Consider the following 20554-nt stretch of genomic DNA (forward strand, 5'->3'; position numbering starts at 1 on the left):
GTTTTCGAGTTGACCAGCGTTCCTGTCACCAAGTTGAACAACGGCGTCGAGATGCCGCAGCTCGGCTTCGGCGTCTTCCAGGTACCGCCCGCCGAGACGAAGGCCGCGGTGAAGACCGCCCTCGACGCCGGCTACCGCAGCATCGACACCGCCACGGCGTACGGCAACGAAGCGGCTGTCGGCGAGGCACTCACCGAGTCGGGCATCCCGGCCGACGAACTGTTCATCACCACCAAGCTGTGGAACAGCGACCAGGGCTACGACCAGACGCTGCGTGCCTTCGACTCCAGCATCGCCGCCCTCGGACTCGACCGGCTCGACCTCTACCTCATCCACTGGCCACTGCCCGCGCGCGACAAGTACCTCGACACGTGGAAAGCACTGGAGAAGCTGTACGCCGACGGCCGCGTACGCGCCATCGGCGTGTCCAACTTCCAGCCGGCGCACCTGCACCGCGTGCTCGACGAAGGCAGCGTGGTGCCGGCCGTGAACCAGATCGAACTGTCGCCCTACCTCGTCCAGCAGGAACTGCGCGCCTTCCACGCCGAGCACGGCATCGCCACGGAAGCCTGGAGCCCGCTGGCCAAGGGCGGCGACCTCCTGGGCGAGCAGGCGGTGACCGACATCGCCGCCGTGCACGGGCGCACCCCCGCCCAGATCGTGCTGCGCTGGCACCTGCAACTGGGCAACGTGGTCATCCCGAAGTCCGTCACACCCTCGCGCGTGGCCGAGAACTTCGACGTCTTCGGCTTCACCCTCACCGATGCCGAGGTGGCGAGCCTGTCGTCGCTCGACCGCGGCCTGCGCACGGGGCCGGACCCGGACACGTTCGACGTGGCGTGAGGTCCGGGCTGAACTGAAACGGGCGGCTTCCTTTGCCGGGAGCCGCCCGTTTTCTGTTCTACGGTGCGGTATGGAGATCGAGCTGCGGGACTGGCTGCCCGACGACGCGGCGTGGTATGTCGCGCAGGTGCAGGACCCGGACATCCTGCGCTTCACCACGGAATTGGCAACGCTGACGATCGCGGAGTTCCGGCGCGCGCTGGAAGCGTTGCGCCGCAACGAGAACGCCCTCGGCTTCGTCGCCATCGCCGCCGAGTCCGGCGAGCGGCTGGCGAACCTCGCGGCGGAGCGCAAAGGTGCCGTCACCGAGGTCAGCTACTGGGTGGCGGCGTCCGCACGAGGCCGCGGAGTCGCGCGCCGCGCGCTCGCCGAGCTGTGCCGCCGGGCGAGCACCGCGTGGCCCGGCACCGAAATCCGCCTCTGGACGCACGCCGGCAACGTCGCTTCGCAGCGAGCGGCCGAGCACGCCGGCTTCGGCCGCGTCGAAGGCCCGTCCACAAGGGAGATCGGCGGCCAGGTCTGGCCGGTGGTCCACTACGCCAGGGAAACTCAGGGCTTCCTGGCCACGCCGCCCAGCGTCAGATAGTTCAAGTCCCCCAACGGAGTCATCCGCGGGCCGTCAGGCCACCACTCGTGCAGCAGCCCCAGCCCCGGCTCCAGCAGCTCCAGCCCCTCGAAGAACGACTCGATCTCCTCCCGCGACCGGTGCACCGTGCCCAGCCCCGTGCCCTGGAAGGTCGAGTCGATGAGGTGCGCCAAGGCCTGCCGGGGTGGGTCGGCCGAGGGTGTGTGGTGGTGGGTGAGCAGGAGGAACGAGCCGGGGGCCAGCTGGTCGACGTAGCTGCGCACGATGAACTGCGCCCGGTCGAGGCTGTCGATGTGATGGACGATCGAGCAGAGCAGCAAAGCCATCGGGCGGTCGAAGTCGAGGTGGCGGTAGACGATGGGGTCGCCCAGGGTCGCGCCCGGGTCGGTGAGGTCGGCGCCCGAGACGTGGGTGCGGTCGTTGGTCTCCAGGACCGCGCGGCCGTGGACCTGGACGACCGGGTGGTTGTCGACGTACACGACGCGCGCGTCCGGGTTGTAGCGCTGGGCGACCTCGTGGGTGTTCTCCGCGGTGGGCATGCCGGAGCCGAGGTCGAGGAACTGGTCGATGCCGCGGTCGGCGGCGAGGTGGCGGACCACGCGCATCAGCCAGTCGCGGTGCTCGCGCGCCATGGTCTGCGAGCCGGGCGCGACGGCGAGCAGGCGCTGGAGCATCACGCGGTCGGCTTCGTAGTGGTCGCAGCCGCCGAGGAGAGCGTCGGACAGGCGGGCCAGGCTGGGCCGGTCGTGGTCGAAGCGCGTCGAGGTCCCCGAAACCACCACTGCCCCTTTCGAGCCACGGACAGTGCACACCCTACGACACCGCGTTCGCCAAGTGAACCCACTCCCCACAGCCTGCTCCACCTGCAGTAATGCTCAGGAGAACGAGAGTTCTTCCCACGTCCTTCCGGCGTCGGTCGTCCGATACACAGCGGAGCCGGCTTCGGCGTCCGGCAGGCCGTCGACGACCACGCCGACGTCGTCGCCCACGAAGGCGAGATCCGAGAGCCCGACGCCCCGATCGGACAGCACGGTGGTGGTCCACGTGCGGCCGCCGTCGGTGGTGCGGTGGAGGAAGCCGTCGCCGCCCCCTTCGGCCGCGACGGTCGCGGTGTCGGCGGTCGCGGCGCCGAAGCCTTGCGTGATGCCGACGGACGGCGCGTCGGCCGTGCCGCTGAAAGTCCCGCCCAGCTCGGGGGCGCGCCACATCCGCCGCTCCGACGAGCCCGGCTGCGGCGAACCCGGGCTGCTGCTGCACAACGCGATCACCTGCCCGGCCCGCACGCCGCCCAGCGACGCGGTGGTCCCGGACGGGCACGGCGGCGAAGCGGGCGTGAACACCACCCCGTCGCGCGAAGTCCAGTACTCCTCGGTGCGGTAGTCGGCGCCCAGCACGATCTGCAGGGCGCCCCCGGCGGCCAGGTCGCCGTAGGTGATGCCGCCCGTGACCTCGAACCCCGGCAGCGGCGCCAGCACGGGCCCACCCGCCAGGCCGGAGTACACGGACGTGGTGTTGCCGGAGGAGTTGCTGGTGACCACGGCGAAAATCCGGCCGCCCGTCTCGGCCAGCGCGGACACGTAACGCTGCCCGCCACCGGCCACGAGCACCGTGAACCAGTGCCGGCCGCCGTCGCGCGTGGCGAGGACACGGGAGCCGTCGGTGACATACAGGTGCTGGTCGCCGGCAGCGACGAGCCGGACGTGATTGTGGTTGTCCGGCAACGACATCGGCGGCGCACCCAGCCTCCGCCAGTGCGCGCCGCCGTCGGTCGTGGAGAGCAGGACCGGGCACCAGCCCGGCTCGCCGCAGTCGGTGTAGCCGAGTACGAAGCCGTGCTGCGGCCCGGTCCAGCTCGTGGACGCGGGCGCGAAGCCGGCGGGGACGTCGGAAGCATCAGGAGCGGCGGTGGCGGAGGCGGGGACGAGGGCCAGCACGGCGAGTGCAGCCGCGACGACGGCGGCGCACCGGGTGGGTTTCATGATCGCCATGACGCGCGGCCCTCATCGAGGTTGCCCGCCTTCCTCCGGACCGCCCGGAATTCAGTCCTTCGGCTTCCGCGGCGAAGGAGGCGGGGGCGGTCCCGGAGGTTCGGGCGGGGGAACCTGAACCTCCTTCACGGCCTTGTCCCCGGCGGGGGCGGGCGTGTCGAAGTGCTCCCGGCACCACCGGCCGTATCGCCTCGAATGCACTGTCATCGCGTCACCTCCTCCCGGATCGCACGGCTCGGACCCGACAAGGGTCCCCCGTGGACCGCAAGTGCGCCAGTGCTTTGCCGAGGCTCAGCCGACCGGGTGGCGGCCCTCGGCGAACTCCTCGATCACCTTCGCGCAGAAAGCCGGCAGGTCGTCCGGGTTGCGGCTGGACACGAGACCGTTGTCCACCACCACTTCTTCGTCCACCACAGTGCCGCCCGCGTTGCGGATGTCCGTGCGCACGCTGGGAAACGACGTCAGCGTGCGCCCGCGGACCACGTCGGCCTCCACGAGCGTCCACGGGCCGTGGCAGATCACGCCGACGGGCTTGCCCGCGCGCACGAAGTCGCCCGCGAACCGCACGGCCGCCGGGTCGCGGCGCAGGTTGTCGGGGTTCATCGTGCCGCCGGGCAGCAGGAGGGCGTCGTAGTCGTCCGCGGAGACATCGGCGACGAGCCGGTCGACCGGGAACGTCGCACCCTTGTCGATGTCGCCGTTCATGGCCTGGATCTCGCCGTCGGCGAGCGAGACCAAGTCCACGGTCGCGCCTTCGGCGGTGACCGCCTTGCGGGGCTGTTCCAGCTCCACCTGCTCGACGCCGTCAGCCGCCAGGATGGCCACCTTGCGGCCGTGAAGAGCGTTCGCCATCGGGTTTCCTCCGTCCGGGTTCGAGTGACTGATCCCCGGCTACCCGCGCGGCGGACCGCTCAATCTGCGCGCGCCGCGGCTTCGATCGCGAGCACGGCGATGTCGTCGTGGCCGGAGTTGCCCAGCCACGCGCGCACGGCCTCGCGCAGCCGCGCCACGACCTGGTGGGCGGGCAGCCCGACGCAGTCGGCGAGGACGCTGTGGAACCGCTCGTCGCCGAACAGCTCGGCCGACTCCGTGCGGTTGCGGGCTTCCGTGACGCCGTCGGTGTAGAGCAGGCAGACGTCGCCCTCGTCGAGGTGCACCGTCGCCTCGGCGAAGCGCGCCTGCGGCGAGATCCCGACGAGCGTGCCCGGCACGCTCACCTCCTCGACCCCGCCGTCGCGGCGCAGCACGAGCGGCGCCGGGTGCCCGCCCGAGGCGAGCGTGACGTCGAGACCCGACTCCGTCGGCGCCACCGAGCCGAGCACGAGCGTCGCGAAGCGGTTGGACCCGCCGGCGATGAGCAGTTCGTTGAGCAGGCGCAGCATCGTGCGCCCGTCGCGTTCCACGAGCTGCAGCGCGGCCAGCGAATGCCGCACGCGGCCCGTGAGCGCGGCCGCCTCGGCGCCCTTGCCGCAGATGTCGCCGACCACCACGAACGCGCTGCCGTCCTCGCGCGCGAGGACGTCGTAGAAGTCGCCGCCCACTCCGAGCACGCCGCCGGCCGGCTCGTACCAGAGCTCGAAGTTGGCGCCGTCGACCTCGGCGGGCGGGGTCGGCTTCAGCGTGGTCTCCAGGCCGCGCGTGGCTTCTTCCTGGCGCGCATAGCGCTGCGCGTTGGCCAGCGCCGTGCCCGCGGCCGTGGCGAACGCCTCGATCGCGCGCGGCTGCCCGGCGCCGAACGCCGGTTCCGTGCGCCGCCCGATCAGCACCGCGCCGGTGACGCCGCCGTCGTCGACACCCAGCGACACCACCGAAACCTCGGCGTGACCGGAGAACCGCTCGGCCACCACGGCGGGCATCGTGGCCACCTCGGCGGCGGGCACCACGCGCACCTCGGGCGGGCCGACGGCCGCGAACGTCTCGGCCACGGCCGGCGCGTGCTGCGCCGGCACCCGCCGGATGCGGCCGTGGCCGGGCGCGCCGTGGTCCTCGCAGCTCCACCACTCCCAGCGGCCGCGGGTGGTGGGCAGCAGCACGAACACGCAGTCGCCCAGCGCCGACGCGGCCAGCTCGGCGATCACGCGTGCCGTGCCGTGGCGGCCGCGGGCCGCGGCGAGTTTCGGACCGGCCTCCGCGAGGAACTCCTCAGGACGACGGGGGCTGTCGTCGACCACGGTCCACACGCGCCAGCCCTCGGGCAGCGCGCGCACGTGCGCGGCGCGGCGGACGTCGCCGAGGTCGATGCGGCCGGTGGTCTCCGTCACGGTGGCGAGCACGGGCGGGCCCTCGGCCGCGAGCGTGCGCGCGGCCGCGTTGGCCCAGCGCACGGCTCCGGCCGGGTCCTGGACGAACACCGGGTCCCGCACGTCTTCGAGCACCGAACGCCAGAAACCCCCGTACTCGGGCAGCTCGGCGCCGGGTGGCAGGGCCGACGCCGGAGCGGGCCGTGACACCATGCACGAACCTCCTGCCTCCGGGTCGACCGACTTCTCGTCAGTACAGGTTGGCACAGCGTGAGCGGGCGGACTGGCTCGAAGTGTAGGGCGAACCGTGGCACGCTGGGTCGACGACCATGGCTGGCACACGCGTGGTGGAGAGGGTCGGCAGACATGACAACCGGTTCCGAGCGGGACGAGATCACCGGGGGCAACGGCATCGCCGCCGGTGAGGCGGCCGCGCTGGAGCGCCTCCTGGCCGCCGTCCGTGACCTCGGCGAAGGCAACTTCCGCCGTCGGCTCGTGGCGAGCGGCGACGGGATCGCCGCTCAGCTCGCGGGCGCGTTCAACGACATCGCCGAGCGCAACCAGCGCCTCGTGACGGAACTCATGCGCGTGCGCGGCGCCGTCGGGCAGGAGGGCCGGCTCACCGAGCGCGTGCGCGCCGAGATCGGCCCCGGTGGTTGGACCACCGCCGTCGAGACGATCAACGGGCTCATCGAGGACGTCAGCAAGCCCGTGGTGGAGCTCGACCGGGTGCTGGGCGCCGTGGCCGAGGGCGACCTCTCGCAGCCGATGGCGCTGCAGCTGGACGGCAAGCCGCTGCAGGGCCAGTACGCCGACCTCGCGAAGACCGTCAACGGCCTGCTCGCGCAGCTTTCGCGCTTCGCCGCCGAAGTGATCCGCCTGTCGCGTGAGATCGCCGGTGAGGGCCGCCTGGGCGGTCAGGCCGAGGTCCCCGGCGTCGCGGGCACCTGGCGCGACCTCACCGACTCCGTGAACTTCCTCGCCGACAACCTCACCGAGCAGGTCCGCAACATCGCCCAGGTCACCACGGCCGTGGCGCGCGGAGACCTGACCAAGAAGATCGACGTCGACGCCCGCGGCGAGATCCTCGAGCTCAAGACCACCATCAACACCATGGTCGACCAGCTCTCGGCCTTCGCCGACGAGGTCACGCGCGTCTCGCGCGAAGTCGGCAGCGAGGGCCGCCTCGGCGGCCAGGCGCGCGTGCCCGGCGTCGCCGGCACCTGGCGCGACCTCACCGACTCGGTGAACCTGATGGCCGACAACCTCACCGACCAGGTCCGCAACATCTCCCAGGTCGCCACCGCGGTGGCGGCGGGCGACCTGACCAAGAAGATCGACGTCGACGCCCGCGGCGAGATCCTGCAGCTCAAGACCACGCTGAACACGATGGTCGACCAGCTCTCCGCGTTCGCCGACGAGGTCACCCGCGTGGCCCGCGAGGTCGGCAGCGACGGGCGGCTCGGCGGCCAGGCGGAGGTCCCCGGCGCCGCCGGCACCTGGCGCAACCTCACCGACTCGGTGAACCAGATGGCCGACAACCTCACCGACCAGGTCCGCAACATCTCCCACGTGACCACCGCCGTGGCGAAGGGCGACCTGACGCAGAAGATCACCGTCGACGCGCGCGGCGAGATCCTCGAGCTCAAGACGACGATGAACACGATGGTCGACCAGCTCTCGGCCTTCGCCGACGAGGTCACGCGAGTCGCGCGCGAGGTCGGCACGGAGGGCATGCTCGGCGGCCAGGCCCAGGTGCCCGGCGTCGCCGGCATCTGGCGCGACCTCACCGGCTCCGTGAACTTCATGGCCAACAACCTCACCGCGCAGGTCCGCAACATCGCGCAGGTGGCCACGGCCGTCGCGCGCGGCGACCTGACCAAGAAGATCGCGGTGGACGCCCGCGGCGAGATCCTCGAGCTCAAGACCACGCTGAACACGATGGTCGACCAGCTCTCGGCCTTCGCCGACGAGGTCACGCGTGTGGCGCGCGAGGTCGGCACCGAGGGGAAGCTGGGTGGTCAGGCGACCGTGCCGGGCGTGGCCGGCACGTGGAAGGACCTGACCGACAACGTCAACTTCATGGCCAACAACCTCACCGACCAGGTGCGGAACATCTCGCAGGTCACCTCGGCGGTGGCGAAGGGCGACCTGACGCAGAAGATCAGCGTCGACGCGCGCGGCGAGATACTGGAGCTCAAGAACACGCTGAACACGATGGTGGATCAGCTCTCCGCGTTCGCGGACGAGGTCACGCGCGTGTCGCGCGAGGTCGGCACCGAGGGCAAGCTCGGCGGCCAGGCCCGCGTGCCCGGTGTCGCCGGCACGTGGAAGGACCTCACCGACAACGTCAACGGCATGGCCGACAACCTCACCGAACAGGTCCGCAGCATCGCCACCATGGCGAGCGCGGTGGCCAACGGCGACCTGTCGAAGAAGATCTCCATCGACGCCGCCGGTGAGGTCGCTGCGCTCGCGGCCACGCTCAACAGCATGGTCGAGACACTGCGCGCCTTTGCCGACGAGGTCACGCGCGTGGCGCGCGAGGTCGGCACGGAAGGCATCCTCGGCGGTCAGGCGCGCGTGCCCGGCGTGGCCGGCACGTGGAAGGACCTGACCGAGAACGTCAACTTCATGGCGCACAACCTGACCAGCCAGGTGCGCAACATCTCGCAGGTGACGACGGCGGTCGCGCGAGGGGACCTGTCGCGCAAGATCGACGTCGACGCGCGCGGCGAGATCCTGGAGCTCAAGACCACGATGAACACGATGGTCGACCAGCTCTCCGCGTTCGCCTCGGAGGTCACGCGTGTGGCGCGCGAGGTCGGCACCGAGGGCAAGCTGGGTGGCCAGGCCGAGGTCGAGGGCGTGTCCGGCACGTGGAAGCGGCTCACCGAGAGCGTGAACCAGCTGGCCGGCAACCTCACCACCCAGGTGCGCGCCATTGGCCAGGTCGCCACCGCCGTGACCGCGGGCGACCTGACCCGCCACATCACCGTGGACGCGTCCGGTGAGCTGGCGGACCTCAAGGACAACATCAACCAGATGATCGCGAACCTGAAGTCGACGACGTCGGCGAACCGCGAGCAGGACTGGCTTAAGACCAACCTCGCGCGCCTCGGCGGGCGGATGCAGGGCCACCGCGACCTCGCGTCCGTGGCCACGCTGATCCTGTCGGAGCTGGCGCCGCTGGTGAGCGCGCAGCAGGGCGCGTTCTTCCTCGCCCACGACGACGGCAGCGACCCGGGCCGCAAGGTCCTCGACTGCATCGCCGCCTACGGGCTCGCGCAGTCGCGCGCCGGCCTGCGGTTCACGCTCGGCGAGTCGCTGATCGGGCAGGCCGCCGTCGACCGGCAGACGATCCTCGTGCGCGAGGCGCCGCCGGAGTACGCGCTGGTGTCCTCGGGCCTCGGCTCGGCACCGCCGGTGAACGTGATCGTGCTGCCCGTGCTGTTCCAGGGCGAGGTGCTCGGTGTGCTGGAACTGGCTTCGGTCAACGAGTTCTCCGCCGTGCACCTGGATCTGCTGGAGCAGCTGCGCCACACCATCGGCGTCAACGTGAACACGATCCTGTCGAACTCGCGCACCGAGGCACTGCTGACCGAATCGCAGCGGCTGGCCCAGGAGCTGCGCGCGCGTTCGGAACAGCTGCAGGCGCAGCAGGGCGAGCTGCGGCGGTCCAACACGGAGCTGGCCGAGAAGGCGGCGCTGCTGGCGCAGCAGAACCGCGACATCGAGGTCAAGAACATCGAGATCGAGCAGGCGCGCCAGGAGCTGGAGGAGCGCGCCGGGCAGCTCACCGTGGCGTCGCAGTACAAGACCGAGTTCATGGCGAACATGTCGCACGAGCTGCGGACCCCGCTCAACAGCGCGCTGATCCTCGCGAAGCTGCTGTCGGAGAACCCGGAGGGCAACCTCACGGAGAAGCAGATCCAGTTCGCCAAGACGATCTGGGCGGCCGGCAGCGACCTGCAGCAGCTGATCAACGACATCCTCGACCTTGCGAAGGTCGAGGCCGGGCGCATGGACCTGCAGATGTCCGACGTGACGCTGCCGGAGCTCGTGAACTACGTCGAATCCCTGTGCCGCCCGCTCACGTCGGACAAGGGCCTGGAATTCGCGGTGCTCATCGACCCACCCGTGCCCGGCAGCGTGCACACCGACGAACACCGGTTGCAGCAGGTGCTGCGCAACTTGCTGTCCAACGCCGCCAAGTTCACCGACGAGGGCGGCGTGCGGCTGCACATCCGCATGGCCTCGGCCGAGGAGGTCGAGCAGGAGGCGCTGCAGTCGGCGGCGGGGATCATCGCGTTCGCCGTGGAGGACACCGGCATCGGCATCCCCGAGGAGAAGCTGGCGATCATCTTCGACGCGTTCCGCCAGGCCGACGGCACCACGAGCCGCAAGTACGGCGGCACCGGCCTCGGGCTCTCGATCAGCCAGCAGCTCACGGAGCTCATCGGCGGCGAGCTGCGCGTGCGGAGCGAACCCGGCAAGGGCAGCACGTTCACGCTGTACCTGCCCGTGGGCGCCGCGAACCTCATCGCGCCCGCCGTCCCGGTGCGGCCCACGCCGAAGCTGCCGGTCCTGCCGAGCACGATCACCGTCACCGAGCCGGACAGCGCCCCGAAGCGCTTCAACGGCGAGAAGGTCCTGATCGTCGACGACGACCTGCGCAACGTCTTCGCCCTCGCCGCGGTGCTCGAACAGGCCGGCCTGGAGGTGATCTACGCCGACACGGGCGTCGCGGGCATCCGCGCCCTGGAACGCCACGAGGACACCGCGCTGGTGCTCATGGACGTGATGATGCCCGAGCTCGACGGCAACGCCACCATCGCGGCCATCCGCGCCGAAGCGGCACACGAGGACCTGCCCGTGATTGCCGTCACAGCCAAGGCCACCGCCGAGGACCGCGAACGCACCCTCGCCTCGGGCGCCGACGACTACATCACCAAGCCGGTGGACACGGATCTGCTGCTGGACGTGATCGCCACCCGCCTCGAGGCCGACGCGGCCTCGTCTTCGCAGGTGAACGGATATGGAGCGGGTGACGGGAATCGAACCCGCGTAGCTAGTTTGGAAGACTAGGGCTCTACCATTGAGCTACACCCGCAGCGCCCCCGCTGGGACCCAGCGGACCCGGAGGCTGGCCCAGCTTAGCGTGAGGGCTAGGCTGGTGCCGCACACCCCCTCCGGATCCCGGCTGGCCTCGGATTTCGGAGAGTGGCGGGCATCGGGATGTGGCGCAGCTTGGTAGCGCATTCGCTTTGGGAGCGAAGGGTCGCAGGTTCAAATCCTGTCATCCCGACTCAGGAAATTGGTGTGACCAGCGAAAACGGCAGGGCTTCTCCGAGGGGAGAACCCCGCCGTCTCAGTTTCGGTCGCCGTACAAGCCGTTATACGGCGTTCAGACCACCGCGCGCAGCCCGGGTGTGTCGTCGCCACCGGAGTGGCCGGACGATTTCGCGGCATCGAGGAGCTGCTGGAGCTGGTCGATCAGCGAGGCTACGTCAGCAGGCTCCGCGGGCGGCTCCTGCTGTGGCGAATCGTTCCAGAGGAAGTTGCCGACCTGGTCGGCGATTCCTGTGACGACTTCGTCGGCACATCGCCGCTTGTAAGCGCCCGCCGCGCACAGCGGTGACGACACCAGCAAGTCGGAGGCGGCTAGCAGAGGGGAACGTTGCGTGAGCGGCGAAAAGAATCGGCGAACCAGACACGATCTTGTCTTCGCCGCAGGCCAAACACTCATCGCTGTCGTGCTGTGGATCTTGTTCATCGTCAGCGCGAACTGGTTGAACGCCGCCCAGTATCTTGCTGTCTTCGTCACCGTAGGCGCGACCTCGGGCTGGATACGCTACGTGGTCGCACGACGGAGCCAAACATCTTGATCGGAGGATCGGATCCTGGAGGCTGTCGGGCAGACTTGGCTCCATGACGAGCGATGACGACCTCACCGCCGAGCACCCACACCGGCCGCGCTCGATCTCGCGAACGACATCGTGTGGTGGCTCCAGGGGCGGGCCGCCACGTCGGCGCGCACCGCGCCGAGCCGGCAGCTTCTACTTTGTGAGGACGAACTGACGTGGTACTTCGGCTACAACAGCCACGCCTTGATGGAGCAGGATGGCCCTTCAGGGTCACTCGTCGGTAACGGTCCCGTCGTCGTCCCCAAGTCCGGGGCGGAGCCCTACATCGGCTCTGTCTTCGGACCCGCCCGACAAGCGACATGACGACCACTCGACGAAGGTTTTGCGCGGCCCGGCGGCCCGCCAAGCATGACAGCTTGATTCGAGCAGTATTCACCGCGGCACTTGGAGATGATCGCCCAACGGTACTCGGCCGGCTTGCCCACTTCGGCCGACGTCCACTGCTGATCAGGCTGACGCGGCGGTTGTCTGGGCTGGCTCTGATGCACCTGGCTGACGGGCGTTCGCCGTCATCGTGACTGTCATTGATCAGCCAAGTAGCCACCTGGGTAGCCGCACCCTCTCCGCTGAGGAGCTCGACCGCATCGCGCACCTGGACGTGCTCGGCCTCGCCGACGGCACCTGCGATGTGATGTCGCACTGGTCCCGAACGAGAACATCGTTATCCGGCGGAGACCTGCTTATCGTGGCTTCTCCCGCCGTTTTTTCAAGGAGAACCATGATCTGCATTGACTGCGCGACACAAGGCATGAGCGAACCGGCCGTCGGGGTCTGTGTGCACTGCGGCGCCGGCACCTGCCTTGTGCACGTGGCCATCCAGACGTTGCCGGCCTCGGCGCCGGGCGTCGTGGCACGTCGCCAGGCCGGGCGCATGATCACCTGCGCCCACTGCGGCGAACCCCGAACCACTCGAACCCGCGCCCGGTACAAGGCAACTGCGATCGACCGGTGAGTCTCGTCATGCCAGAACGACGGGAGCCGCTGCCGTCCAACCGGACACCGGCGGCTCCCGTCGTTCTGGCATGGCACAAGAACACCTGACCGCCCCATCCGTAGTTTTAACGCTGACCTGGTGATACTCGGAACGTCTGGTCGCGGCAGGCAGCAGTTGCCCGAACTGGGCGTGTCCGGCACCGGTGGGCAGCAGTTCGTGGACCAAGATCACCACTGCGCGCGCCGACAGCTCCTTCGGATTCTGGCGAGATCGGCTGCCTCGGCGCGCGGGGTTTGTGGGCCGAACTTGTCAGGGCTTAGTGCCACGGCGCCGGACCGGTGCGGCTTTGCCCATGCTGCCGGCGCAGGTGCGTCGAACAGCCGGATGCCGTGGTGTGCGGCGCATTCCCGCGCTTGCTTGGTGAATGTCGAGGTCGTGACGACAGCGGCGACGTTGGCGCCGTGCACGGTGAAGCAGGTGCCGCCGAAGCGTCGCAGGTCAGGGCCGGACACCTTATTCGTTCCGACGTACCGCTCAGCCTGCAAGACGATCTTGCACCCGTCGGGGCCCAGGCAATCACGTCGGCACCCAGGTCACCAGCGCGGCCGGTGACCTGGGCGTTGGCGCAGCCGTCCCGAGCACAGAGGAACGCAGGCGCGTGCTCGAACTCGGCAGACGATCCCCGTATCCAGCCAACCAGCGCGGCGATACCGACGATGATCAGCAGCGTGACGACGCAACTGGCAGCGGCGGGATTGTTTCGTTGTCGAGCCACTCAGGTTCATCCGCACGGGGTTCGACTAGCGCGGTCCGGCGAACCCGGCGCCGTCGTGTCGCGCTCGAGTCACCTCGCGCGCGGTGACCTCTTCGCCATCGCGGAGACCTGCCCGTCCGGCGAGGACTTGGTCTTTTGTCGGCTGAGGTGCTGACCAGCTCGGTGTCCCCTGCGTCAGCCGCCTGCTCGAGCTCCTCGCCCAGCGGAGCCCCGTCCGGCTCCTGCCCAACAGCACTGGCGCGATTCGTGACCTCCGCCATGCAACGGGTTGAACGGTGCGTTCCGTCTCTCCATCACCGGCGGCCCAGGCTGGGTGCCGAAGGCGCCGGGGAAGAGTCTGCTCGCACGAACCCGGCGGAAGGCGGAAGGCATGAACGTTCCCACAGCTGACGGCACGGTGCGCATGCTGCTGCTCGCCGCCGAGGTCGACGAGCCGGGCACTGTTCAGCTCGACAAGGTCATCCCCTACCAGGTCGGTGCCGACGGCGTCGTGTACTGGAACGCGCCCTGCGAATCCGGGTTGACCTTCGTGCTGCTCGACCTCGATCCCGCAGGCCTGCCCAGCGGGGTTCTGCACCAGTGGCCCGACGGTTCCGAAGTGCTGCGCACGATCGACGGCTACCGCCTGGAGGTCGACACCGGACACGGAGTGGCGGTCTTCGCACCGAACGGGCAGCGTCGATCGGTGACCGGCATCTTCCTCGTCAAGCCCTAGCGCCTGCCTCGCCCGCCGGTAGCGGCATCGGCGGCGAGGGCGACCGGGTGGTGTGCGCACCGAGCACTCGACCGACGAGAGGCCAACGCGGCTGCTGGCAGCGTGGCGCCGCAACGCAGTTTTCCCAGGTCACCCGAGCCGGAAAGGCCAGGACCTTTCGGATCAGGCCTTCCGGGGTCGGTCGCGAGCCCGAAAACAGCTGCATCACGCGCGCCACCGAGACGCCACTCCAGGAGCATCCGCGGATCCATCTGGACCTGTATACCTGGGGACGCGGCCGACCCGGCCGCCGGCCGAAGTCGAGCGGCTGTGCGCGACGTGCCCGGCGGAACCCGCGCGAGCCGGCTCGGTTTGTGTTGTGTCCGGGCAGGGCGGCGAGTGCTCATCGCGCGCCAGCCGGCACATGAGCACCATGGCGCCCAAACCCGCACTCGTCAGGCGATCGACGTCGAAGGCGCAGGAGACGTCGATGCGAAAACCTCCCGCGCGTAGGCGTCCAGAGAGCGCGGGGCGTGGCCGGTCAGCCGCTGCACATCGTCGGTGACGTCGTCGAAGACATCGGCGCGCACGAAGGCGAACAGGTCCATCATGTGGTCCACCCACGCGTCCGGGCGGCCCGAGCGGGCGAAGTGCGCGCGGTGCGTCTCGAGGTCGGCGTCGACGTGGCGGATGGCCCGTCCGGACGCGCCGGACAGGGTGTCGGCCACCTCCGCGAAGGTCAGGGACCGAGGGCCGGAGAGGTCGTAGCCGTGGCCGTGGTGGCCGTCGGTCGTCAGGACCGCGACGGCCGCGTCGGCGACGTCGCGGGTGTCGACGAAGGCCGCACGGTGGCTTCCGCTTCCCGCGTAGAGCTCGTCCTCGTCGCGGATCGCCCTGGCGTACACCGCGTCGTCCTCGTCGAAGTTCTGCATCAGCCAGTTGGGGCGCAGGATCGTCCACTTCCGGCCGGACTCCCGCACCACCTGCTCGACTCGCGCGCGCGGAGCGGCCGCCGGCGCCTTGTCGACCCCGAAGGCGGACATGAGGACCACGTGATCCGCCCTCGGGGCCGCGGCGATGAGACGCGCGAACAACGAGGCCGCGTCATCGAGCACGTCGAGACCCTTCAGGAACAGGACGTCGGCGCCGGCGACCGAATCCGCCCACGTGGACTCGTCGGCCCAGTCGAACCGGACCGGGGTGACGTTCGCCGTCGGCGCCCCCGGGTGCCGGGTCGCCGCCCGCACCGGAAAACCCGCTGCGGCGAGCGCGGCCGCAACACGCTTGCCCGCCTTACCCGTGGCGCCTTCCACCCATACCGTCTTCATGGTCTTCTCCAGTTCGTTGTCGAGGAACGCTGGCGCCAGGTTATGGCGATCAGGAGAGACGAAAAATGGTTGATAGTCGTCCTTCTTTGTCTCATCGTCTCGAAGGTGTGGACGCGTAGACTGCTCGAATGGACGTGCTGGCCGACATCCTGACGGCGATGCGATCGGGCCGGCCGGTCGCCGCTCTCACCGAGGTCCACGCACCCTGGGGGCTGCGCTTCGAGCAGGTCCTGGGCGCCGCGTTCCACGTCGTGCTGCAAGGCAGTTGTCAGCTGGTTCCCCTGGGCGGGGCGGCGTTCGCGGAGGTTCAGCTGGGGCCTGGGGACGTGGTGCTGCTCGGCCGGGGTGCTCCGCACGCGATCGTCTCCGCACCGGGAGCGGACCTCACTCCGTTCACTCCCGTTCGCGACACACCGGGCGGCTCGTTCGGGCGGTTCGCGCTGCCCGGATCCGGGGCTCGGTCGACCATCGTGTGCGGCGCGTACAAGCTGGCGCGCCGCCGTCCTCATCCGCTGCTGCGGGATCTGCCGGAGGTTGTCCACCTGCCTGCCGCGCCCGGACGCGATCCGGGGCTGCGGGCGATGGTGGACCTGCTCGGCGCCGAGCTGCACGAGGCACCGCCCGGGGCCGCCGCCGTGGCACCGTCGCTTGTGGACGCTCTGCTGGTGTATCTGCTTCGCGCGTGGATGGCCGGCTCCGAAAACACCGCGACGAGCTGGTCGGCCGCGTTGACCGACTCGGTGACGTCCCGGGCGCTGGCGGCCATGCACGCCGAGCCCGGCCGAGCGTGGACGGTGGAGCAGCTCGCCGCGGTCGCCGGGCTGTCGCGTGCCGCCTTCGCCCGCAGATTCGCCTCCGTGGTGGGCGAACCGCCGTTGACGTACCTCACGCGCTGGCGGATGACGACCGCGGCTCAGCTGTTGCGCAGCACCGACAAGACGCTGGCGCAGGTCGCGGCCGCCACCGGGTACAGCTCTCCGTTCGCCTTCGCCAAAGCGTTCCGGCGGGAGTACGCGACCACCCCCGGCAGTTACCGGGCAGACGCCGCCGGATGACCGCTGTCCCGTGCGGTGCGGCCGCCGTCGTGCGGTGACCACACCTGGTCGGGATCGTCGGGAAAGCCCGCCGTGCCGACCAGTTCCGGGTCGAGGAAGGTCGTGATCGACGCCAGGTGCGTGGTGTCCGTGGTCAGCACGGCCAGCCCGAAAGGCCGGAAGGGCGCGTCGGTCCGCTCCCGGTGGTAGGCCACGGCCGCCGGCTGGTCGTTCGCGACGGTCGGGAACATCCGGTACAGCCCCGGCGCGGTGAGCACGTGCTCGGCCAGGAACGGAACGCACGCGCGTTTCCCGGAAAGGGACAACCCGGACGGGATCACCTCGAGGGTGGCGTCGTCGCGCAGCAGGCGGGTCAGGGCCGCGACGTCGGCGGCTTCGAAGGCCGCCATGTAGGAGTTCAGGACGTCGCGCGCCGCGGGCGAGTCCGGCTCGGCGAAGTTCTCCGGCGCCGGCGTCAGTTCGTCGAGCCGGGCACGGGCGCGTTGGAGGGCGCTCTTGACCGCAGGCACGCTCGTGTCGAGCACCTGGGCGATCTCGGTGGCCGGCATGGCCAGTACCTCGCGCAGCAGGAACGCCGCGCGTTGCCGTGGCGGCAGGTACTGCGCGCTGGCGACCAGGGCGAGCCGCAGCATCCTGCGTTGTTCGGCCACGTGGGCCGGGTCGCCGAGCCACGGCGTGACCCAGAGGACCTCGGCCGCGGCCAACGGGACGTCCGGGTCTTCACCCGGCGCGCCGAGTCCGGCCGGCAGCACTCTACGGCCCCGCCCTTGCAACGCCGTGAGGCACACGTTCGTGGCGATCCGGTACAGCCAGGTGCGCACCGACGCACGTTCTTCGAAGGAGGCGCGGCTGCGCCACGCTCGCAGGTAGGTCTCCTGCACCAGGTCCTCGGCCTCGTGCGCCGAACCCGTCATCCGGTAGCACAACGCGACCAGCTCCGGCCGGTACTCCTCGAGACCGTCCCATGTCTCCGGCATGTCCGTCATCCTCGTCGTGGCCGGTAGCGCAAGGAAACCAGCCCCGGATCGGCGCCCGGCCCCGCGCTGAGCACCGCCCAGCTGCTCGGCGCGTCGCCGGGGTCGGAAAAAGAGGCGCCGTCGGGGACGATCACGGGCACGACGGTCACCGCCAGCTCGTCGACCAGCCCCGCCGCGGTGAGCGTCCGCCCGAACCGGCCGTGCCCGTAGACGATCAGGTCCCCGCCCGGCTCCCGCTTCATCGCGGCGACGGTGCCGGCGATCTCGGTGTCGAGCACGGTGGTGTTGGTCCAGTGCGGATCCCGCAGGGTCGAGGAGAACACGTACTTCGGCATGGCGTTGAGGTGGGCGGCGTAGTCGCCGGGGGTGTCCGGCCACTGCCGGGAGAAGATGTCGTAGGTCCGCCGGCCCATCAGCATCGCCGAGCAGCCGCGCAACTCCGCCAGCGAAGCCGCCGCGCTGCCCGGGCCGAAGTAGGGCCCGGCCCACGCCCTCGGTTCGCTGATCACGCCGTTGAGCGACACCAGGGTGCTGAGCACCAGGCGCCGCGGAGAGTGCGTCGTCATAGGGGGTTGGACTCGGCCGGGTCGGAAAAGGAATCGGTCCGGCCCCGATTCCTTCGAGGATCGCGTTTGGTCTGACCCTCGATGAAACTCAGCTACTACCTGCCCACCGGCACGACACACGAGTTCGCCGGCTACACCGACCCGATCGCAGCGTTCGACAAGCTCCTGGAACTGGCCAAGGTCGCCGACGAGTCCGGGTTCGCCACCATCTGGGCGCCCGACCACTTCATTCCGTTCGGCCCGTCCGGGTCCTACGTGTTCGAAGCCTGGACCACTCTGGCCGCCCTCGCCCGCGAAGTCGGCACCGCCCGTCTCGGGCAGCTGGTCACCGGCAACGGTTACCGCAACCCCGCCCTTCTGGCCAAGATGGCCTCCAACCTCGACGTTCTCTCCGGCGGGCGGTTGACCTTCGGGATCGGCGCCGGCTGGTACGAAGAGGAGTACAAGGCGTTCGGCTACGACTTCCCCGGCGCCGGGGAGCGCCTGCGGCGGCTGGAGGAAGCGCTGCGGATCATCCAGGCACTGTGGACCGGCGACGCGGCCACCTTCGACGGCCGCTACTTCAGCACCGCCGCAGCGGTGAGCCTGCCGACCGGGGTCCAGCTGCCGCACCCGCCGGTGATGATCGCCGGCGGCGGGGAGAAGGTGACGCTGCGACTGGTCGCGCTGTACGGCGATCTGTGCAACGTGCAGGAAGCCCCCGACGAGGTGCGCCGCAAGTACGACATCCTCGCGCGGCACTGCGAGACGGTGGGCCGTGACTTCTCGGAGATCACCAAGACGTCGACGAGCTACTGCATCATCGCCGACACCGACGAGGAGGCCCGCGAGGCGGTTCCGCCGTGGGCGCCCCTGGTGTTCCCGGGCGAGCTGGCCGACTACGGGCTGGTCGGCACTCTCGACACCATCCGCAAGCGGCTCGAGGTCTACCGCGAGGCGGGGGTGGACGAGCTGATCGTCGGCTTCCAGAACGCGCTCGACGCGGACACGCTGCGAACCTTCGCGAACGAGTTCATCACCACCTGATCCGCGACCTCGATGACACACGCGCCCACCCACCGCCCCTGCAGCGAGCGGCCTATGGCGTGAAAGTGGCCCACTGTTCCCGCCCTGAAATGACCCGCACTCCGGTGCCAGCCCAACCTTAACGTCGAGAGGGAGATCAACTACCGGGCAGGAGTGCGAGACATGGACAACCTCTTCAAGACAGCACTGGTTTCCCTGCTGGCGCTGGGCAGTGTCGCGGCGTGCAGCACGGGCCAGGTGGCCGACACGGCACCGCCGTCGAGCAGCGGCCCCCACGGCAGCGGCCCGGCGGAGCACCAGACGAAAGCCGGAGCCGTCACCCGGCTCATGACCCAGAGCCTGCCCGACGTCCAAGGCAAGGAGGGCATGATCGAGATCGTCGACTTCGCGCCCGGGGAAGCCTCCCAGGTGCACCGGCACAACTGCGACCTGTTCGTCTACGTCCTGGAGGGAAGCGTCGTCACGCAGGTGAAGGGCGGCAAGCTGCAGACCGTCGCCACCGGCGGCGTCTTCTACGAGTCCCCCACCGACGTGCACGTGGTGAGCCGCAACGCGAGCGCGACGGAGCCGGCGAAGCTGGCGGTCTTCTACGTGAAGGCGAAGGGGGCCCCGCCGACGGTCATCCTCCACGACGACGGCGAATAGGGCTCAGCCGAAGCGGCCGTGGGCGTAGTCGGCGGTGCGGTCGTCGTCGGGTGACTCGAAGGTCGTGCCGGTCGGGCCGGCCTCCACGATGCCGCCGGGGGCGCCTTCTCCGGCGAGGAAGAAGGCGCACTGCGCGGAAACCCGTCGGGCCTGCTGCATGTTGTGGATGACGATCACGATCGTCACCTCACCGCTGAGGTCCTCGATGGTCACCGCGGCTACGACAAGGCACCGGGCGAACCCGGTGCCTTGTCGTTCGGTGGACGCCTGTGCGCCCGTGTCGGGGAAAGCGCGCGCTTCCCGTCGTTCAGAGCAGGTCGAGAGCCGCGACGATCTCCGACGTCTCGGTACGCGTGGTGTAGTTGGGGTGGACGTCGATCCAGCGGATGGTGCCGTCGGCGTCGACCAGGACGACGGTGGGCATCGGGATGCCGCGGGTGCCGTCGGCATTGATCTCGGCCAGGTCGAGGCCCATGGCCTGCTGCGCGCCGCGGACCTCGTCGGTCGGGGCGGTGAGCACGCCCAGGCCGAGGGCGATCTGGTTGCCCGGGTCGGACAGCACCGTGAAGGTGAGCTCGTTCTTCTCCGCCATGGTCAGCGAGCCGTCCGGCTTCTGCGGGCTGATGGCCACGAGCCCGACGCCGCGCTCGGCGAGCGCCGGCACGAGCTGCTCCTGGTAGGCGCGCAGCGTGACATTGCAGAACGGGCACCAGGCACCCCGGTAGGTCACGACCACGGCGGGCTTGCCGGCGCGCGCCGCGGCCAGCGTGGTGGCGGTGCCGTGCGCGTCGAGCAGGTCGCCGTCGGGCATCGCCGCGCCGGCGGACAGCACGCCCGCGGGCACGCCGGCGGCGTCGAGTGCGGCCTGCTCACCGCCGAACGCGGCCGCGGCTTCGGCCGGCATCTTGCCCGCCAGCCCTTCCTGCAGGGCCTCGACTCGTGCGGCGATGGTGCTGCTGGTGGTGGTCAC

18 protein-coding genes, 2 tRNA genes and 1 pseudogene are annotated in these 20554 nt (G+C 70.1%); 9 read left to right on the plus strand and 12 right to left on the minus strand.

The features are described 5' to 3' along the window. The first annotated feature begins 9 nt into the window (after nucleotides 1–9). The gene (locus AB0K15_RS25305) at nucleotides 10–843 is read left to right on the plus strand and encodes an aldo/keto reductase (protein WP_364055090.1); all 834 of its coding nucleotides are present in this window, start codon (nucleotides 10–12) and stop codon (nucleotides 841–843) included. 70 nt (nucleotides 844–913) lie between these two features. Then, nucleotides 914–1429, plus strand: a complete 516-nt coding sequence (locus AB0K15_RS25310; RefSeq protein ID WP_364055093.1) for a GNAT family N-acetyltransferase — start codon at nucleotides 914–916, stop codon at nucleotides 1427–1429. Here AB0K15_RS25310 and AB0K15_RS25315 read toward each other — a convergent pair. The 4 genes from AB0K15_RS25315 to AB0K15_RS25330 form a co-directional block, all read right to left on the minus strand. Continuing rightward, the gene (locus AB0K15_RS25315; protein WP_364055096.1) at nucleotides 1393–2208 is read right to left on the minus strand and encodes an SAM-dependent methyltransferase; all 816 of its coding nucleotides are present in this window, start codon (nucleotides 2206–2208) and stop codon (nucleotides 1393–1395) included. The two genes, AB0K15_RS25310 and AB0K15_RS25315, sit on opposite strands and share 37 nt — an antisense overlap. Nucleotides 2209–2304: 96 nt before the next feature. Next, nucleotides 2305–3408, minus strand: a complete 1104-nt coding sequence (locus AB0K15_RS25320) for a hypothetical protein (RefSeq protein ID WP_364055099.1) — start codon at nucleotides 3406–3408, stop codon at nucleotides 2305–2307. A gap of 300 nt (nucleotides 3409–3708) precedes the next feature. After that, the gene (locus tag AB0K15_RS25325; RefSeq protein ID WP_364055102.1) at nucleotides 3709–4269 is read right to left on the minus strand and encodes a type 1 glutamine amidotransferase domain-containing protein; all 561 of its coding nucleotides are present in this window, start codon (nucleotides 4267–4269) and stop codon (nucleotides 3709–3711) included. 59 nt (nucleotides 4270–4328) lie between these two features. Continuing rightward, nucleotides 4329–5870 (minus strand): PP2C family protein-serine/threonine phosphatase, encoded by a 1542-nt coding sequence (locus AB0K15_RS25330; protein ID WP_364055330.1) that lies wholly within the window; start codon nucleotides 5868–5870, stop codon nucleotides 4329–4331. Nucleotides 5871–6023: 153 nt separating this feature from the next. Between AB0K15_RS25330 and AB0K15_RS25335 the strand changes: the two genes are divergently transcribed. Continuing rightward, complete coding sequence (locus AB0K15_RS25335; RefSeq protein ID WP_364055333.1) at nucleotides 6024–10745, plus strand: HAMP domain-containing protein; 4722 nt, start codon at nucleotides 6024–6026, stop codon at nucleotides 10743–10745. Here AB0K15_RS25335 and AB0K15_RS25340 read toward each other — a convergent pair. Then, a tRNA-Gly gene (locus AB0K15_RS25340) sits at nucleotides 10697–10770 on the minus strand. The genes AB0K15_RS25335 and AB0K15_RS25340 overlap by 49 nt on opposite strands. Nucleotides 10771–10891: 121 nt before the next feature. Between AB0K15_RS25340 and AB0K15_RS25345 the strand changes: the two genes are divergently transcribed. Beyond that, a tRNA-Pro gene (locus AB0K15_RS25345) sits at nucleotides 10892–10965 on the plus strand. A 99-nt stretch (nucleotides 10966–11064) separates the two neighbouring features. Here the strand turns inward: AB0K15_RS25345 and AB0K15_RS25350 are convergent. Further along, nucleotides 11065–11484 carry a hypothetical protein gene (locus AB0K15_RS25350; RefSeq protein WP_364055105.1) on the minus strand — a complete coding sequence of 140 codons (420 nt, stop codon included), beginning with the start codon at nucleotides 11482–11484 and terminating at the stop codon, nucleotides 11065–11067. A gap of 614 nt (nucleotides 11485–12098) precedes the next feature. Between AB0K15_RS25350 and AB0K15_RS25355 the strand changes: the two genes are divergently transcribed. Beyond that, nucleotides 12099–12536, plus strand: a complete 438-nt coding sequence (locus AB0K15_RS25355) for a DUF2180 family protein (protein WP_364055108.1) — start codon at nucleotides 12099–12101, stop codon at nucleotides 12534–12536. A gap of 209 nt (nucleotides 12537–12745) precedes the next feature. Here AB0K15_RS25355 and AB0K15_RS25360 read toward each other — a convergent pair whose 3' ends face one another. Continuing rightward, nucleotides 12746–13030 carry a restriction endonuclease gene (locus AB0K15_RS25360; protein WP_364055111.1) on the minus strand — a complete coding sequence of 95 codons (285 nt, stop codon included), beginning with the start codon at nucleotides 13028–13030 and terminating at the stop codon, nucleotides 12746–12748. Between the two features lie 633 nt (nucleotides 13031–13663). Between AB0K15_RS25360 and AB0K15_RS25365 the strand changes: the two genes are divergently transcribed. Continuing rightward, complete coding sequence (locus AB0K15_RS25365; RefSeq protein ID WP_364055114.1) at nucleotides 13664–14008, plus strand: hypothetical protein; 345 nt, start codon at nucleotides 13664–13666, stop codon at nucleotides 14006–14008. 434 nt (nucleotides 14009–14442) lie between these two features. Here AB0K15_RS25365 and AB0K15_RS25370 read toward each other — a convergent pair whose 3' ends face one another. Beyond that, the gene (locus AB0K15_RS25370; protein WP_364055117.1) at nucleotides 14443–15315 is read right to left on the minus strand and encodes an NAD(P)H-binding protein; all 873 of its coding nucleotides are present in this window, start codon (nucleotides 15313–15315) and stop codon (nucleotides 14443–14445) included. 128 nt (nucleotides 15316–15443) lie between these two features. On the opposite strand from AB0K15_RS25370, the gene AB0K15_RS25375 reads away from it, so the two are divergent. Next, complete coding sequence (locus AB0K15_RS25375) at nucleotides 15444–16370, plus strand: AraC family transcriptional regulator (RefSeq protein ID WP_364055120.1); 927 nt, start codon at nucleotides 15444–15446, stop codon at nucleotides 16368–16370. On the opposite strand, the gene AB0K15_RS25380 is transcribed toward AB0K15_RS25375, so the two are convergent. Both AB0K15_RS25380 and AB0K15_RS25385 read right to left on the minus strand, forming a co-directional pair. Next, nucleotides 16346–17347 carry an RNA polymerase subunit sigma-70 gene (locus tag AB0K15_RS25380; protein WP_364055123.1) on the minus strand — a complete coding sequence of 334 codons (1002 nt, stop codon included), beginning with the start codon at nucleotides 17345–17347 and terminating at the stop codon, nucleotides 16346–16348. The genes AB0K15_RS25375 and AB0K15_RS25380 overlap by 25 nt on opposite strands. A 5-nt stretch (nucleotides 17348–17352) precedes the next feature. Beyond that, nucleotides 17353–17913 (minus strand): dihydrofolate reductase family protein, encoded by a 561-nt coding sequence (locus AB0K15_RS25385; protein ID WP_364055126.1) that lies wholly within the window; start codon nucleotides 17911–17913, stop codon nucleotides 17353–17355. A gap of 81 nt (nucleotides 17914–17994) precedes the next feature. Between AB0K15_RS25385 and AB0K15_RS25390 the strand changes: the two genes are divergently transcribed. Together AB0K15_RS25390 and AB0K15_RS25395 are read left to right on the plus strand one after the other, a co-directional pair. After that, nucleotides 17995–18939, plus strand: a complete 945-nt coding sequence (locus AB0K15_RS25390; RefSeq protein WP_364055129.1) for a TIGR03560 family F420-dependent LLM class oxidoreductase — start codon at nucleotides 17995–17997, stop codon at nucleotides 18937–18939. Between the two features lie 162 nt (nucleotides 18940–19101). Next, the gene (locus AB0K15_RS25395; RefSeq protein ID WP_364055132.1) at nucleotides 19102–19584 is read left to right on the plus strand and encodes a cupin domain-containing protein; all 483 of its coding nucleotides are present in this window, start codon (nucleotides 19102–19104) and stop codon (nucleotides 19582–19584) included. Between the two features lie 3 nt (nucleotides 19585–19587). Here AB0K15_RS25395 and AB0K15_RS25400 read toward each other — a convergent pair. Beyond that, nucleotides 19588–19803: pseudogene (locus tag AB0K15_RS25400) on the minus strand (phosphate ABC transporter ATP-binding protein); the annotation flags it as partial. Nucleotides 19804–19891: 88 nt separating this feature from the next. Continuing rightward, complete coding sequence (locus AB0K15_RS25405) at nucleotides 19892–20554, minus strand: peroxiredoxin-like family protein (RefSeq protein ID WP_364055135.1); 663 nt, start codon at nucleotides 20552–20554, stop codon at nucleotides 19892–19894.

This window comes from Amycolatopsis sp. NPDC049253, from assembly GCF_040678995.1.
GTDB lineage: Bacteria > Actinomycetota > Actinomycetes > Mycobacteriales > Pseudonocardiaceae > Amycolatopsis.